Below are 14,144 nucleotides of genomic sequence, written 5' to 3'. Positions count from 1 at the left end.
CGGCCGAGGAGCCGCACGATCGTGCGGCGCGTTAGGCTCGGACGGGACTCAGGAGAGGGATGGTGCACATGTGTCGATGGCTCGCCTACTCCGGGTCGCCGATGTTGCTCGACGCCGTGCTGTACCAGCCGGAGCACTCGCTGATCGACCAGAGCCTGCACGCACGGATGGGCGTCGAGTCGACCAACGGCGACGGCTTCGGCATCGGCTGGTACAGCACGGACGGTGACGGCACCCCGGCGGTGTTCCGGGACATCGGTCCGGCCTGGAACAACCGGAACCTGCGGGAGCTGGCCTCGCACGTCCGCTCGCCGCTGTTCTTCGCACACGTCCGCGCCTCCACGGGCTCGGCGATCCAGCAGACCAACTGCCACCCGTTCCGGCACGGCCGCTGGCTGTGGATGCACAACGGTGCGATCAGCGACTTCCACCGGCTGCAGCGCGACCTGTGCATGGCCGTCGACCCGGCGCTGTTCCCCTGCATCGAGGGGTCGACCGACTCCGAGGTGATGTTCTACCTGGCCGTGACCTTCGGCCTCGACCAGGACGTCCCCGGCGCCGTCGCCCGGATGGCGGGGCTTGTGGAACGGCTCGGCAAGGAGCACGGCGTGGCGGACCCGCTCCAGATGACCGTCGCCGTCAGCGACGGCGAACGCGTATGGGCGTTCCGCTACTCCAGCCAGGGCAAGTCCCGCTCCCTGTACTACAGCAGCAGGGCCGACACGGTCCGCCAGCTGTACCCCGAGCTGCCGTACCTGCGCGAGGTGTCCGACGCGACCCGGCTGGTGGTCTCCGAACCGCTCGGAAGCCTCGCGGGCGTGTGGAACGAGCTGCCCGAGGCGAGCTACGCGGTGGTGCCGTCGGAGGGCACGGAGGACTACCTGCCCTTCATCCCCGAGCTCCCCTGACCCCGCGGGCCCGCCCCGGCGCCCCGGCGCGCCCCGGAGCGCGCCGTCAGCAGATCCGCGGCAGCTGCTCCCCGATCGGCAGGTCGACCACGCGGGTGCCGCCGAGGCCGGTGCGGGCCACGACGAGGCCGGGGTGGGCCTCGACCGCCTCGCCGATCACCGCGGCGTGCCGGCCCAGGGGGTGGGCCCGCATGGCGTCGAGGACGGCCTCGGCGTGCTCGCGGGGCACGAACGCGACGAGCTTGCCCTCGTTGGCCACGTAGAAGGGGTCGAGGCCGAGGATGGCACAGGCGTTGGACACGGCCTCGGGGACCGGCACCCGGCCCTCCTGGACGACCACCCCGGCGCCGGAGGCGGCCGCGATCTCGTTGAGTGCGGCGGCCAGGCCGCCGCGGGTGGGGTCGCGCAGGACGTGCAGGTCGGGGGTGACCGCGAGCATGGACTGGACGAGACCGCCCAGGGGCGCGCAGTCGCTCGCGATGTCAGCCTCGAAGCCGAGGCCCTCGCGGACGCTCATGATGGCCACCCCGTGCAGCCCGATCTCACCGCTGACGATGACGACGTCGCCCGGTACGACCCGCTGCGGGCGCAGGTCCACGCCCTCCGGGACGAGCCCGATGCCGGCGGTGTTGATGTACACCCCGTCGCCGTGGCCGGCTTCGACCACCTTGGTGTCGCCGGTGGCCACCTCCACGCCCGCCGTGCGCGCGGCCGCGCCGAGGGCCTCGGCCACCCGGGCCACCGTGGCCACCTCGACGCCCTCCTCCAGGATGAACCCGCAGGACAGGTAGGCGGCGCGGGCCCCGCTCATGGCCAGGTCGTTGACGGTGCCGTTGACCGCGAGGTCGCCGATGGAGCCGCCGGGGAAGAACAGCGGCCGCACCACGTAGGAATCGGTGGAGAAGGCCAGCCGGGCCCCGCCCAGGGTCACGGTCGCGCTGTCCCCGAGCTGCGCGAGCACCTCGCCGCCGAAGGCGGGGGCGAAGACGTGCCGCACGAGTTCCGCGGAGAGCGCGCCGCCGCCGCCGTGGCCCATCACCACGCGGGGGTGGTCGCGCAGGGGGGCCGGACAGGTCCAGCCGGTGACGTCCAGTGCGGTGTCAGACAACGGGGGTCGCCTCCAGCGGTGCCGTCTTGGCGGTCGGGATGTCCAGGCGCCGGTAGAGGTAGTACGCGGCGCAGGCGCCCTCGCTGGAGACCATGGTGGCGCCGAGCGGGGTGCGCGGGGTGCAGGTGGTGCCGAAGGCCTCGCACTCGTGCGGTTTGATCAGGCCCTGGAGGACCTCGCCGCTGCGGCACTCGGCCGGCTCGCGGGTGTCGATGCCGCTCACGGAGAAGCGGTGCTCGGCGTCGAACTCCCGGTAGCGGGCGGACAGCCGCCAGCCGCTGCGCGGGATGACGCCGATGCCGCGCCAGGCCCGGTCGGTGACCTCGAAGACGTCCTCCAGCATGGCGAGGGCCGCCGGGTTGCCCTCGGGGCGGACGGCACGCGCGTAGGCGTTCTCGACGGTGTGCTCACCGCGCTCCAGCTGCCGCACGGCCCGCCGTACGCCCTCCAGGATGTCGAGCGGCTCGAAGCCGGTGACCACGATGGGGACGCGGTGGCGCGCGGCCAGCTCGGGGTACTCGGCGGTGCCCATCACGCTGCACACGTGCCCGGCGGCGAGGAAGGCCTGGACCCGGCAGCTCGGCGAGTCCATGATCGCCTCGATGGCCGGGGGGACCCGGACGTGGGAGACCAGCAGGCTGAAGTTGGTGATGCCCTGCTTCTTCGCCTGGTACACCGTCATGGCGTTGGGCGGTGCGGTGGTCTCGAAGCCGATCCCGAAGAACACCACCTCGCGGTCCGGGTTCTGGCGCGCGATCCGCAGGGCGTCCAGCGGGGAGTAGACGACCCGTACGTCGCCGCCCTCGCCGCGCACCTGGAAGAGGTCGCGGCCGGTGCCGGGGACGCGGAGCATGTCGCCGAAGGAGCAGAAGACGACGCCCGGGCGGGAGGCGATCTCCAGGGCCTTGTCGATGACCTCCAGCGGGGTCACGCACACGGGGCAGCCGGGCCCGTGGATCAGCTCGACCTGCTCGGGCAGGAGCTGGTCCAGGCCGTGCCGGATGATGCTGTGGGTCTGGCCGCCGCAGACCTCCATCAGCGCCCAGGGGCGGGTGACGGTGGCGTGGATGTCGTCGAGCAGCCGGCGGGCGAGGCCGGGGTCCTGGAACTCCTCGATGTACTTCACTGCTGCGCCGCCTCCTGCGGGACGTCTGCGGGGTCGTCGTCGGTGAAGGCCGGCACGGCGCCGGCTTCGGCGGCCTGCTCCCAGGGGTCCCCGAACTCCTCCTGGAGCATGCCGAGTTCGGCGAAGAGGCCGAGGGTCTTCAGGGCGGACTCCTCGTCCAGGCGCTGGAGGGCGAAGCCGACGTGGACGATGGCGTACTCGCCCACCTCCAGGTCCGGCAGGTACTCCAGGCACACCTCCTTGACCACTCCGCCGAAGTCGACGGTGGCCATGCGGGTGCCGTCCCGCTCCCCGATGTCAATCACTTTGCCGGGTACCGCCAGGCACATGTGCCCCTCCTTGCTGTGGTGGTTCGGTGGCGTGGACCGCGGCCGCCACCATGAGCTGGCCGAGGGCCAGTCCCCCGTCGTTCGGGGGGACCCGCTGCTGGCGCAGCACGGTGAAGCCGTGTGCGCGCAGCAGCCGGGAACAGGTGCCGGAGAGCAGGGTGTTCGCCATGACCCCGCCGGTGAGGGCGACGGTGTCGAGGCCGTGCCGCTCGCGGGCCGCGAGGCAGGCGTCCGCGACGAGGGCGGCGACCGCGGTGTGGAAGCGGGCCGCGACCGGCTGCGGCGCGGTGCCCGCCCGCACGTCGGCCGCGACGGCCGCCAGGACGGGGGCCGGGTCGGCGGTGAGCGGTGCCCCCGTACCGGGCGGCGCGGGCCGCAGCGTGAACCGGTATCCGGGGTGCGGGTCGCCGGCGGGGGCGGCGAGCGCGGCCGCCTCCAGCTCCACGGCGGCCTGGGCCTCGTATCCGGCGCGGTGGCAGACGCCGGCCAGGGAGGAGACGGCGTCGAAGAGGCGTCCCATGCTGGAGGTGGGCACGCAGTTCAGGCCGCGCTCCAGCTGGCGCTCCAGGACCCGCAGTTCACCGGGCGGGCAGGCCGCTACGGCGGGCAGGTCCGGGCCGAGGTCGAGGCCGGCGGCCCACAGGTGGGCCAGGGCCATGCGGTAGGGCCGCCGTACGGCGGCGTCGCCGCCCGGGAGCGGGACGTACGCGAGGTGCGCGAAGCGGGTGTAGCCGGTGTAGTCGGCGAGCAGCACCTCGCCTCCCCACACGGCGCCGTCGTCCCCGTAGCCGGTGCCGTCGAAGGCGATCCCGATCACGCGCCGGCCGCCGTCGAGGCCGTGTTCGGCCATGGCCGAGGCGATGTGCGCGTGGTGGTGCTGGACGCGCACCAGGGGGCGGGGGCCGGCGTGCCGGGCGGCCCAGCGGGTGGAGCGGTAGCCGGGGTGGCGGTCGGCGGCGAACAGGGCGGGGGTGACTCCGGTGATGGACTCCAGCTGCCGCTCGGCGCGTTCGAAGGCGTACTGGGTGGCGAGGTCGTCCATGTCGCCGATGTGCGCGGACAGCCAGGCCTTGCGGCCCTCGGCGAGGCAGAAGGCGTTCTTGAGGTCTCCCCCGGCGGCGAGCACCGGGGGCACGGCCAGCGGGAGCGCGAGGGGCAGCGGGGCGTGGCCGCGGGAGCGGCGTACGAACAGCGGCTCGCCGTCGCACAGGCGCACCACGGAGTCGTCGCACGGCACGTGGATGGGGCGGTCGTGGGTGAGCCAGGCGTCGGCGAGGGGGCCGAGGCGGTCCAGGGCCTCGGCGTCGTCGGTGACGATGGGCTCGCCCGACAGGTTGCCGCTCGTCATCACGAGCAGCCGGGGGCCGGGAGGGTCGCCGGGCAGGCCGAGCAGCAGGTGGTGCACGGGTGTGTACGGGAGCATCACGCCGAGGTCGGGGCTGCGCGGGGCGACGTCCGGGGCAAGGACGGCGTCGGACTCCGGGCGGCGGCGCAGCAGCACGATGGGCCGGTCGGGTCCGGTGAGCAGCGCCCGTTCGGCGGGTCCCACGCTCGCCAGGGCTTCGATGTCGGCGAGGGAGCGGGCCATGAGGGCGAAGGGCTTGTCGCCCCGGGCCTTGCGGCGGCGCAGCTCGGCGACGGCCCGGGGCCGGGTGGCGTCGCAGGCGAGGTGGTAGCCGCCGAGGCCCTTGACGGCGAGGACCGCGCCGTCGGCCAGGAGCCGGCGGGCTGCGGCGACGGGGTCGGCGGCCGCGTCCTCGCGCGGCGGCGTGCCGGTGAGCAGGCGCAGCCGGGGCCCGCAGGCGGGACAGGCCACGGGCTGGGCGTGGAAGCGCCGGTCGGCGGGGTCGGCGTACTCGCGGGCGCAGTCCGGGCACATCGGGAAGCGGGCCATGGTGGTGTGGGCCCGGTCGTACGGCAGTCCGGTGACGATGGTGAAGCGGGGTCCGCAGTGCGTGCAGGTGATGAAGGGGTGCCGGTGGCGCCGGTCGGCCGGGTCGGCCAGTTCGGCGAGGCAGTCGGCGCAGGTGGCCACGTCCGGGGAGACGAGGGTGCGGGCGGGTCCGCCGGAGCGGGAGGCGATGATCGTGAAGCCGGCGCCGCCCGCGACGGGGACCTCGCAGTGGTCGACGGCGTCGACGACGGCCAGCGGCGGGGCGTCCGCAGCGAGGCGCTCGCAGAAGGCGGTGACGGCAGCCGGTGCGCCCTCGACCTCGGCGAGGACGCCCTCGGGGGTGTTGGTGACGTGGCCGGCGAGGCCGAGGCCGGTCGCGCGGGTGTACACGTACGGCCGGAAGCCGACGCCCTGGACGACGCCGCGGACGAGGACCCGGCGGCGCTGTACGGCCTCCATCAGCGGGTCTGCGTCGCCGGTCCGGCGGGGGCCGGTCCGGGCCCGTCCCCGGCGCGCCCTCCGCCCGTTCCGCGGGGCTCCGCCCCGGACCGCCGCCCGGCACGGACGGCGGCACTGCCGGGAGCGCGCTCCGGGCCCGGGCCGTGACCGTGGGTGTGGTCGTGGGCGGGGTCGTGACCGTGGGCGTGGTCGGGCCCGTGACCGTGGGTGTGGGTGTGGTCCGCGGACGGGCGCAGGCGGGACATCACCGGGACGTGCGGGAGGGCGCCTTCGGCGATGCTCCGGGCGCGGTCGAGGAGGACCCCCGCACCCTCGCCCGAGCGGGACGAGGTGCGGACCAGCTCCACCCCCGGGTTGACCTGCTGGACGTTCGCCCGGAAGGCCTCCTCGTCGAACCCGACGGCCTCCGCGATGTCGGTCTTGGTGATGACCACCAGCTGGGCCAGCCCGAAGGCGGTCGGGTACTTCAGCGGCTTGTCCTCGCCCTCCGTCACCGAGGCGAGCACCACCCGGAGGGACTCCCCCAGGTCGTACGACGCCGGGCAGACCAGGTTGCCGACGTTCTCCACGAACAGCAGCCGGGTGTGCTCGGGGAGCCAGCCGTCGAGGTGGCGGCCCAGCATGTGGGCCTCGAGGTGGCAGAGCCCGTCGGTGAGCACCTGCTTGACCGGGGCGCCCGAACGGGCCAGCCGGGTCGCGTCGTTCTCCGTCGCGAGGTCGGCCGTCAGCGCGGCCACGGTCACACCGCGCTCCGGGGCGAGCAGCAGTTCCCGTTCCAGCAGGGCCGTCTTGCCGCTTCCCGGGCTGGACAGCAGGTTGACGACCGTCGTTCCGCGGGCGGTGAGTTCGGCGCGCAGGGCCTGCGCGGCCCCGTCGTTCTTGGCGAGCACCGCCTGGCGCAGGTCGACCACTCGGCACATGGTTCAGGCCCCCTCGGGGATCGGTTCGCGCAGCTGGGGGCCGGCGGGGCCGTCCTCCCAGCGGACGCTGAGGACGCGCAGCTCCCGGCCCGAGAGCAGTTCGACGGCGCCGGCCGCACCGCAGCCGGGGCAGCACAGGGCGGGGGGCATGCCGACCGCCCATCCGGTGTCGCAGGCCGCGCAGTGCGCGCGGGCCGCCACGGCTTCGGTGGTGAGTTCGGCACCCTCCAGGAGGGTGCCGGCGCAGGCCAGTTCGAAGCAGAAGGCGAGGGACTGCGGTACCACGCCGGCCAGTTCTCCGACCTGGAGCCGCACGGAGGTGACGGCGCGGGCGCCGCCGACCCGGGCCGCTTCTTCCACCTGGCCCACGACGGCCATGGCGATCGACATCTCGTGCATCGGACTCCGTCCTGCCGGGCCTCATTAGACCGGCGGGGCGGGCGCGCGGCGGACGGCCACGCCGACGCACCGGGGAGCCCGTACGCCATTCGGGGGCGGCCCGTAGGGGCCCCGGGTCACATGCGGCTCATGCGCAGGTACCGCCTGATGTCGGGGAGGTTCATCACCAGGGCGGCGCCGAGGACGGCGGCCGTGCAGAACGCGATGGTCTTCTTCACGGGGTTCTCCTCAGTTCGCGGGGGTGTCGGCGGCCACGGGCCCGGGCCGGGCGGGCAGCAGGTCGAGGACCATGCGGACGGCGCGGGGCACCGCGGCGGCCACCGGCGGGCTCAGGCCGATGCCCTCCTCGACGGTGGCGGGCTCGCAGCCGACGACCAGGGTGCGCCGGGGCGGGGTGGCGCCGGTGCCCGCGCACAGGGTGTCCAGCAGGGCCAGGACCGTGTCGGGGGACATGTCGTGGCCGTCGAGCACGGCGCTGCCCGGGGCGATGGGGCCGCTGCCGTCGGCCTCGATGAGGTGGAGCGTGCCCGGGGCGGCGCCCCGGGCGGTGGCGTCCACCAGGACGAGCGTGTCGTAGCCGTCGAGGAGCTGGTAGGCGAGGTGGACGCCGCGCACGCCGAAGTCGACCGCCTCCACTCCGTCCGGCAGCGGGTGCACGGCCAGCGCCCGCAGCGTCTCGACGCCGAACCCGTCGTCGCCGAGGAAGACGTTGCCGATGCCGGCGACCAGGGTCCGGCCGCTCACGCGTCCTCCAGCGGGGTGACCTCGTCGGGCTGGAAGTACAGGAACCGGCCCTGTTCCCGGCGGATGTCGGCGCCCGGGTCGCCGTCGAGGGTGACGGCGAGGTGCACTCCCCCGTCGACGTCGTGGAGGACCGCTTCGACCTGCGCGGCGCTGTCCTTCAGGAACAGGTCCTGGGCGTCGGTGCGGCGCAGGCCCGGCCGCAGCAGGACGCGGCTGCCGGGCCCGACGGACCGTCCGGCGATCATGATCCGCTCGGGGGCCGGTTCGGCGGCGGCCCCGTGCGCCGGGTCCCACCAGGGGGTCTCGGGGGTGAACACGTCCCCGTCGTGCGGGGGTCCGGCCGGTTCCGGCCGGCCCGGCCGGGTGATCTCCCGCAGTGCGCGGACCGCGCCGTGCAGGCGCTCCAGGACCTCGGCGGGCATGGATTCGGCCAGGTCGACCACGGCGGCGGCGCGGGGGTCGGTGCCGCGCGCCTCACGTTTCTCCTGGTCGGTGAGGGCGGCGGTGCGCAGGGCGAGGATCTCGTCGATCTCGGTGGAGTCGTACATCGCGCCGGCGCTCTCGGGGGCGATCTCGGCGTGGTCCTCGAGGATGATCGGGGAGGACAGGACCACGTCGGCGCGGCCGCCCTCCCCGGCGAGCACGGGCCAGGTGTGCCGGTTCTCGCAGCCGCGGACAGCGGAGCGGGCCCATTCGGGCGGGTCGGTCATGGACAGGAAGGAGCCGGCGCTCAGGCCCAGCAGGAGGTGGGCCGCGACCAGGGACCTGGGCAGGGCGCTGTCCCGGCCGGCGCCGGGCTCCGGTGTCCACGCGCCGGTGTTCTCGACCACGGCGGTGAGCTTCAGGGCCCGGTAGGGCACGTCGAGTTCGGTGGCGCGGAGCCTGATCTCGGCGTCGATCCGCTCGGCGCGCCGCACGAGCCGGCCCCGCTCCCGGCCGTCGGGGCCGGGGACGGGCTCGCTCTCCTCGCGGGCGGGGCGGGCGAAGGGCAGGGTCACCTCGCCGGCGGCCAGTTCGGCCACGGGCACGGTCATCACGACCCGTTCCTCGGTGCCCTCGTCCCAGGGGACCAGGACCCGGTCGGGCAGGTGCAGTTCGGGCACGGCCGTGAACGAGCCGTCACCCGTGGCCTCTTCGACGGTACGCCGCCACGCCTGGAGGAAGCGCAGTTCGAGGTGGAGGACGGCCTCGCCGCGGGGCTCCATGACCAGCTCGGTGCGCTGGAAGGAGTGCTCGCCGTGTGCGGGGCCCCAGGCGGGCGGCACCAGGACGCCGAACTGCCAGCGCATCCGGTTCTTCGCCGCGGAGGCCCGGTACGGATAGAGCACGTACCCCTCGAAGAGGACGGCGTCGGCCAGCTGCCGGGCACCGGCGAAGCGGGCGTCGGGCGGGGAGGTCGTGGTCACGGTGCCGTCCTCCCCACCAGCCGGTCCAGGGGGGCGGCGGCCCCGACGGGCTCCGGGTCGCCGGTGGCGGCGGCGTCCAGGAGCATGCGTACGGTCGCCTCCCAGGAGGCGAGTGCGTGGCGCGAGCGGAAGGCGAGCAGCTCCGCCATCGTCTCGCGGGGCAGCCGCAGCCAGCCGCAGCCGGGGAAGTGCTGCTCGATCATCTCCCGCCACACGGCGACGGGCATCCGGTAGGTGGCCTCGCGGTCCCAGGGCACGGGCTCCACGCGGAAGCCGCCCGCTCCGGTGAAGGCCGTCCCGGAGAACAGCATGAGCAGCGGTACGTCGCCGTCCTCCAGGGCGTCGAAGTAGCGGGTGGCCGCGATGTCCATGTCGTACGTGCACGGGACCGCCACCTCGGTCTCGGTCTCCCCGGTGAAGCTGGGGACCATGACCGCGACCTGGGCGAACTGGACGGGCTGGAGGGTGGTGCCCCAGCGGGAGCGCTCCCCGAAGAGGTCCTGGAGGGCGGCGGCCTCACCGGGGCCGTAGCCGCGCCGGGCCGGTTCGATGCGCAGTTGGCAGCGCAGGGCGAGGGCGTGGACGCGGGTGGTGGAGGGGGCGCTGACGCGCAGCCGCAGCAGGAGGGTGGGGCCGGCGGCGTACGGGTCGGCGCGTACGCCGGTGCAGGTGAAGGTGAGGTCGCTCACGGGCGCCGCTCCCCCGTGGGTGCCGTCGCGGGCTCCCGGCCGGCGGGTACGGCGCGCCGTTCGACCTCGGCGAAGAAGGCGTCGAGCGCGGAGCGGGCTTCGGCGCCCCCGTCGAAGCCCTGCCACAGCATTCTCATGCGGCCCACCAGTTCGTAGCAGATGTCGATGGGGACGAGGTAGCAGACGGTGCGGCCCTGCGAGCGGCGCAGCAGCAGGGCCTCCACGTCGGGTTCGAGGAGGGAGGCCAGCGGGCCGGCGCCCAGGACGCGCTGCCAGGTCTCGGGGTCGAGTTCGCTCTCGGTGGCTCCGGCCGGGCTGGGGTACAGCGCGACGAGCCGGTCGAGGGCGGCGTTGCGGAAGAAGAACGCGACGCCGACCGGGATCTGGAGGAGTTCCCACGCCTCGTCGTCCCACCGGTGGCCGGGGTCGCTCAGGTACCGGTCGGGGACGGTGCGGAAGCGTCCCGCGCCGGCGCCGGGCCGGTCGAACAGCAGGGCACAGGGGGCGCAGGCGCAGACCAGGGTGCGCTTCTCGGTCTCCACCAGGTGGCGGTGGCCTTCCCCGGCCACCGCCACCCCGCACAGTTCGCAGGTCTCGGGCTTCGGGGCGCGCGGCCCGGTGAAGCGCCGCAGCCCGCGTGCGGGGGCCACCCGCTGCCCGTCCCCGCTCACGGGGTCCGCGCCGGGGCGGGGGGCCTGGCGGCGATCTGGAGCAGCGGCGGCTGGGGGGCGGCGGGCGCCAGCTCCACCGAGGTGACCTCGGGGGCGTAGGCGGCCACGACGTCCTCGATCCGCCGCAGGGTGTCCTCGGCTCCGCTGCCGCAGCCGCAGCCGCCGGCCGGGACGGAGCGCAGCCGCAGGGTGCCGTCGCTCTCGTCGAAGGCGTCCAGTTCGGCCTCGGGCAGGGCGTCCAGGGCGCGGGCGATGCGGGTGTGGACGTCCTCGGGGTGGAGGTCGTGCAGGGTGAGCAGGCTCGTCGTCAGCTCGTCCTCCAGGAGCGCGCCCAGGGGGTCCGCGCCGGGCGGGAGCGCGCCGAGCCGCTCCACGATCCGGGCGAGCCCGGCTCCGTAGAAGTCCATGAGGACGCTGACCAGTTCCTCGGCGGCCGCGCGGGCGCGCGGGTCGCCGGAGGCGGCGAGCCGGTCGAGGACCTCCTCGACCCGTCGGCCCGTCTGCGGGCCGTCCGCCGTCGCCGCGCTCATCCGCCCAGTCCGCTCAGGCCGGTGGGCACGTGCAGGGACTTCACCGTCTTGCCGCCGCCGACGTACATGTGGACGCCGCAGGGCAGGCAGGGGTCGAAGCTGCGGACGGCGCGCATGATGTCGATGCCCTTGAAGTTCTCCGGGGAGTTCTCCTCGAAGATGGGGGTGTTCTGGACGGCGTCCTCGTACGGGCCGGGTGTGCCGTAGCTGTCGCGGACGCTGGCGTTCCAGGGGGTGGGCGGGTACGGGTGGTAGTTGGCGATCTTCCCGTCCCGGATGACCATGTGGTGCGAGAGGACCCCGCGTACGGCCTCGGTGAAGCCGACGCCGACGGCCTGGTCCGGCACCTCGAACTTCTCCCAGGTCTGGGTGCGTCCGGCGCGGACCTCCGCCAGCCCCTTCTCTGCGCAGTGCAGGGCGATGGCGGCCGCGTACGCCTGGAAGTACGTGCGGGCGCGGTTGCGCTCCAGCGCGTTGCTCCACTGCGGGATCTTCCACTCGAAGGTGGTCTCCGGCTTGGTCATGGTGCGCGGCAGGTTGATGACCACGCTGTGGCCGGTGGCCTTGACGTAGCCGACGTCGACCAGCCCGGACAGGGCGGTGGACCAGAGCCGGGCGATGGGGCCGCCGCCGGTGTCGAGGGCGAGGTGGTCCTTGCCGTCGAACCAGCGGGGGGACATCACCCAGCTGTACTTGTCGTCGAAGGCCCGCTTCTGCGGGGCGGGGATGGTGTGCTGGTTCCAGGGGTGGCGGGGGTCGACGGGGTTGCCGAGCGGGTCGTGGGTGACGAACTGCTCCTGGCCCTCCCAGTCGTCGTAGTAGGAGCTGCCGAGCAGGATCCGGATGCCGAGGTTGATCTGCGTGAGGTCGTTGGTGACCAGCTTGCCGTCGACGATGACGCCGGGGGTGACGAACATCTTCCGTCCCCAGTCGGTCATGTTGGCGTACGTGAAGTCGCAGTACTCGGGGTCGTTGAGGGCGCCCCAGCAGCCGAGGAGGACCCTGCGGCGGCCGACCTCCTCGTAGCCGGGCAGGGCCTCGTAGAAGAAGTCGAAGAGGTCGTCGTGGAGGGGGACGACCCGCTTCATGAACTCGACGTACCGCATGAGGCGGCTCATGTAGTCCGTGAAGAGCTGGACGGAGGCGATGGTGCCGACGCCGCCCGGGTAGAGGGTGGAGGGGTGCACGTGGCGCCCCTCCATCAGGCAGAACATCTCCCGGGTGTAGCGGCTGACCTGGAGGGCCTCGCGGTAGAACTCGCCCTCGATGGGGTTGAGGGAGCGCATGATGTCGGCGATGGTGCGGTAGCCGTGCTCGCCGGCGTGCGGGGCCTCGGTGCGCTCGGCGAGTTCGAGGACGCCCGGGTTGGTCTCGCGGACCATCTTCTCGCAGTAGTCGACCCCGACCAGGTTCTCCTGGAAGATGTTGTGGTCGAACATGTACTCGGCGGACTCGCCGAGGTTGATGATCCACTCGCCGAGGTGCGGCGGCTTCACGCCGTAGGCCATGTTCTGCGCGTACACGGAGCAGGTGGCGTGGTTGTCGCCGCAGATCCCGCAGATGCGGCTGGTGATGAAGTGCGCGTCGCGGGGGTCCTTGCCGCGCATGAAGACGCTGTAGCCGCGGAAGACCGACGAGGTGCTGTAGCACTCCGCGACCCGCTTCTGCTTGAAGTCGATCTTCGTGTGGATGCCGAGGCTGCCGACGATCCGGGTGATCGGATCCCAGGCCATCTCGACCAGCCCGCTGCCGTCGCCGGCCGCCTTCGTCTTCGGTGTCATCGTCTGTGCCGTGGCCCTTCGTGTGAGCGGGTGCGGGGAGTTCGTCGCGGCGGAGCGCAGGGGAGCGGGCGCGGGGGTGCGCTCACCAGGGCGGGCGGTAGCCGGTGCTCAGCTCCCTGCCCTTGTGGCGCCACTTGGGTTCCTTGTCCACGGTGTGGGTGGTGACCGCCCTGAGCTTGCGGATCACCACGCCGTAGGCGCCGCTGGCCTTGGTGGACAAGGTCGCGCCGGGGGGCTTGTCCATGAACGGCATGAACTTGTCGGGGAAGCCCGGCATGGTGCAGGCGATGCAGATGCCGCCGACGTTCGGGCAGCCGCCGATGCCGCTCATCCAGCCGCGCTTGGGGACGTTGCACTTGACGACCGGTCCCCAGCAGCCCAGCTTCACCAGGCACTTGGGCGAGTCGTAGGTGTGGGCGAAGTCGCCCTGCTCGTAGTAGCCGGCCCGGTCGCAGCCCTCGTGGACGGTGGCGCCGAACAGCCACGTCGGGCGGAGCTTGTCGTCCAGCGGGATCATCGGCGCGGACCCGGCTGCCTGGTAGAGCAGGTAGGTGAGGGTCTCGGAGAAGTTGTCCGGCTGGATCGGGCAGCCCGGTACGCACACGATCGGGATGCCGGCCTTGGACTTCCAGTCCCAGCCCAGGTAGTCGGGGACGCCCATGGCGCCCGTCGGGTTGCCCTCCATGGCGTGGATGCCGCCGTACGTGGCACACGTGCCGATGGCCACCACCGCGAGTGCCTTGGGCGCGAGCCGGTCGATCCACTCGCTGGTGGTGATCGGCTGGCCGGTCTCCGGGTCGTCGCCGAATCCGCACCAGTAGCCCTCGGGCTTGATGCTCTCGTTGGGGATCGAGCCCTCGACGACCAGGACGAAGGGGTCGATTTCCCCGCGCTCGCCCTTGAAGAACCATTCGATGAAGGTGTCGGCGCCTCCGACGGGGCCGCACTCGAAGTCGATCAGCGGCCAGTGCACGGCGATCTTCGGCAGGCCGGGGAGCACTCCGGTGACGATCTCCTCGATGCTGGGCTGCATCGCCGCGGTCAGGGACACCGAGTCGCCGTCGCAGCTGAGGCCGGCGTTGATCCAGAGGATGTGGATCGGGGGGTCCTCTACCGCGCTGGGCGTTGCTGCATCCATGGGGGTGCTCCTTGGGGACGGAGGGATGCGGGAGGGGTGGCG

The 14,144-nt window shown here is 73.5% G+C and carries 15 protein-coding genes; 1 reads left to right on the top strand and 14 read right to left on the bottom strand.

Features of this window, described 5'->3' with window-relative positions; all coding sequences use genetic code 11:
- Nucleotides 1-68 precede the first annotated feature (68 nt).
- Nucleotides 69-908 (top strand): class II glutamine amidotransferase, encoded by an 840-nt coding sequence (locus ACZ501_RS18120; protein WP_361609380.1) that lies wholly within the window; start codon nucleotides 69-71, stop codon nucleotides 906-908.
- A gap of 46 nt (nucleotides 909-954) precedes the next feature.
- On the opposite strand, the gene hypE is transcribed toward ACZ501_RS18120, so the two are convergent.
- The 14 genes from hypE to ACZ501_RS18050 form a co-directional block, all read right to left on the bottom strand.
- Nucleotides 955-2,016 (bottom strand): hydrogenase expression/formation protein HypE, encoded by a 1,062-nt coding sequence (hypE, locus tag ACZ501_RS18115; protein WP_361609378.1) that lies wholly within the window; start codon nucleotides 2,014-2,016, stop codon nucleotides 955-957.
- Nucleotides 2,009-3,142: a hydrogenase formation protein HypD gene (gene hypD, locus ACZ501_RS18110; protein WP_361609376.1), complete on the bottom strand. Its 1,134-nt coding sequence runs from the start codon at nucleotides 3,140-3,142 to the stop codon at nucleotides 2,009-2,011. Before hypD ends, hypE begins: the two co-directional genes overlap by 8 nt.
- Nucleotides 3,139-3,471: a HypC/HybG/HupF family hydrogenase formation chaperone gene (locus tag ACZ501_RS18105; RefSeq protein WP_468796466.1), complete on the bottom strand. Its 333-nt coding sequence runs from the start codon at nucleotides 3,469-3,471 to the stop codon at nucleotides 3,139-3,141. Before ACZ501_RS18105 ends, hypD begins: the two co-directional genes overlap by 4 nt.
- On the bottom strand, nucleotides 3,440-5,824 hold the full coding sequence (gene hypF / locus ACZ501_RS18100) for a carbamoyltransferase HypF (protein ID WP_468796464.1): 2,385 nt from the start codon (nucleotides 5,822-5,824) through the stop codon (nucleotides 3,440-3,442). The genes ACZ501_RS18105 and hypF overlap by 32 nt, the downstream gene beginning before the upstream one ends.
- Complete coding sequence (gene hypB, locus ACZ501_RS18095) at nucleotides 5,824-6,744, bottom strand: hydrogenase nickel incorporation protein HypB (protein ID WP_361609370.1); 921 nt, start codon at nucleotides 6,742-6,744, stop codon at nucleotides 5,824-5,826. The genes hypF and hypB overlap by 1 nt, the downstream gene beginning before the upstream one ends.
- A gap of 3 nt (nucleotides 6,745-6,747) precedes the next feature.
- Nucleotides 6,748-7,143 (bottom strand): hydrogenase maturation nickel metallochaperone HypA/HybF, encoded by a 396-nt coding sequence (locus ACZ501_RS18090; RefSeq protein WP_468796462.1) that lies wholly within the window; start codon nucleotides 7,141-7,143, stop codon nucleotides 6,748-6,750.
- A 116-nt stretch (nucleotides 7,144-7,259) separates the two neighbouring features.
- Nucleotides 7,260-7,361: a DUF6893 family small protein gene (locus ACZ501_RS18085; RefSeq protein WP_468796460.1), complete on the bottom strand. Its 102-nt coding sequence runs from the start codon at nucleotides 7,359-7,361 to the stop codon at nucleotides 7,260-7,262.
- Between the two features lie 10 nt (nucleotides 7,362-7,371).
- Nucleotides 7,372-7,887, bottom strand: a complete 516-nt coding sequence (locus ACZ501_RS18080) for a hydrogenase maturation protease (RefSeq protein ID WP_468796458.1) — start codon at nucleotides 7,885-7,887, stop codon at nucleotides 7,372-7,374.
- The gene (locus ACZ501_RS18075) at nucleotides 7,884-9,293 is read right to left on the bottom strand and encodes a hypothetical protein (protein ID WP_468796456.1); all 1,410 of its coding nucleotides are present in this window, start codon (nucleotides 9,291-9,293) and stop codon (nucleotides 7,884-7,886) included. The genes ACZ501_RS18080 and ACZ501_RS18075 overlap by 4 nt, the downstream gene beginning before the upstream one ends.
- Complete coding sequence (locus ACZ501_RS18070; RefSeq protein WP_362457691.1) at nucleotides 9,290-9,982, bottom strand: DUF6084 family protein; 693 nt, start codon at nucleotides 9,980-9,982, stop codon at nucleotides 9,290-9,292. The genes ACZ501_RS18075 and ACZ501_RS18070 overlap by 4 nt, the downstream gene beginning before the upstream one ends.
- Nucleotides 9,979-10,632: a DUF5947 family protein gene (locus tag ACZ501_RS18065; RefSeq protein ID WP_362457694.1), complete on the bottom strand. Its 654-nt coding sequence runs from the start codon at nucleotides 10,630-10,632 to the stop codon at nucleotides 9,979-9,981. Before ACZ501_RS18065 ends, ACZ501_RS18070 begins: the two co-directional genes overlap by 4 nt.
- Nucleotides 10,633-10,649: 17 nt before the next feature.
- Nucleotides 10,650-11,183 (bottom strand): hypothetical protein, encoded by a 534-nt coding sequence (locus ACZ501_RS18060; RefSeq protein WP_361610665.1) that lies wholly within the window; start codon nucleotides 11,181-11,183, stop codon nucleotides 10,650-10,652.
- A complete protein-coding gene (locus ACZ501_RS18055) occupies nucleotides 11,180-12,964 on the bottom strand; it encodes a nickel-dependent hydrogenase large subunit (RefSeq protein ID WP_468796454.1) in 1,785 nt (594 codons plus the stop codon). Before ACZ501_RS18055 ends, ACZ501_RS18060 begins: the two co-directional genes overlap by 4 nt.
- Before the next feature lie 82 nt (nucleotides 12,965-13,046).
- A complete protein-coding gene (locus ACZ501_RS18050) occupies nucleotides 13,047-14,102 on the bottom strand; it encodes an NADH-quinone oxidoreductase subunit B family protein (protein WP_361610662.1) in 1,056 nt (351 codons plus the stop codon).
- Nucleotides 14,103-14,144 lie beyond the last annotated feature (42 nt).

This window comes from Streptomyces sp. NPDC034085 (assembly GCF_055575555.1).
Note: the sequence above shows the minus strand (reverse complement) of the source record. Positions and strands in the feature narration are given on the sequence as shown.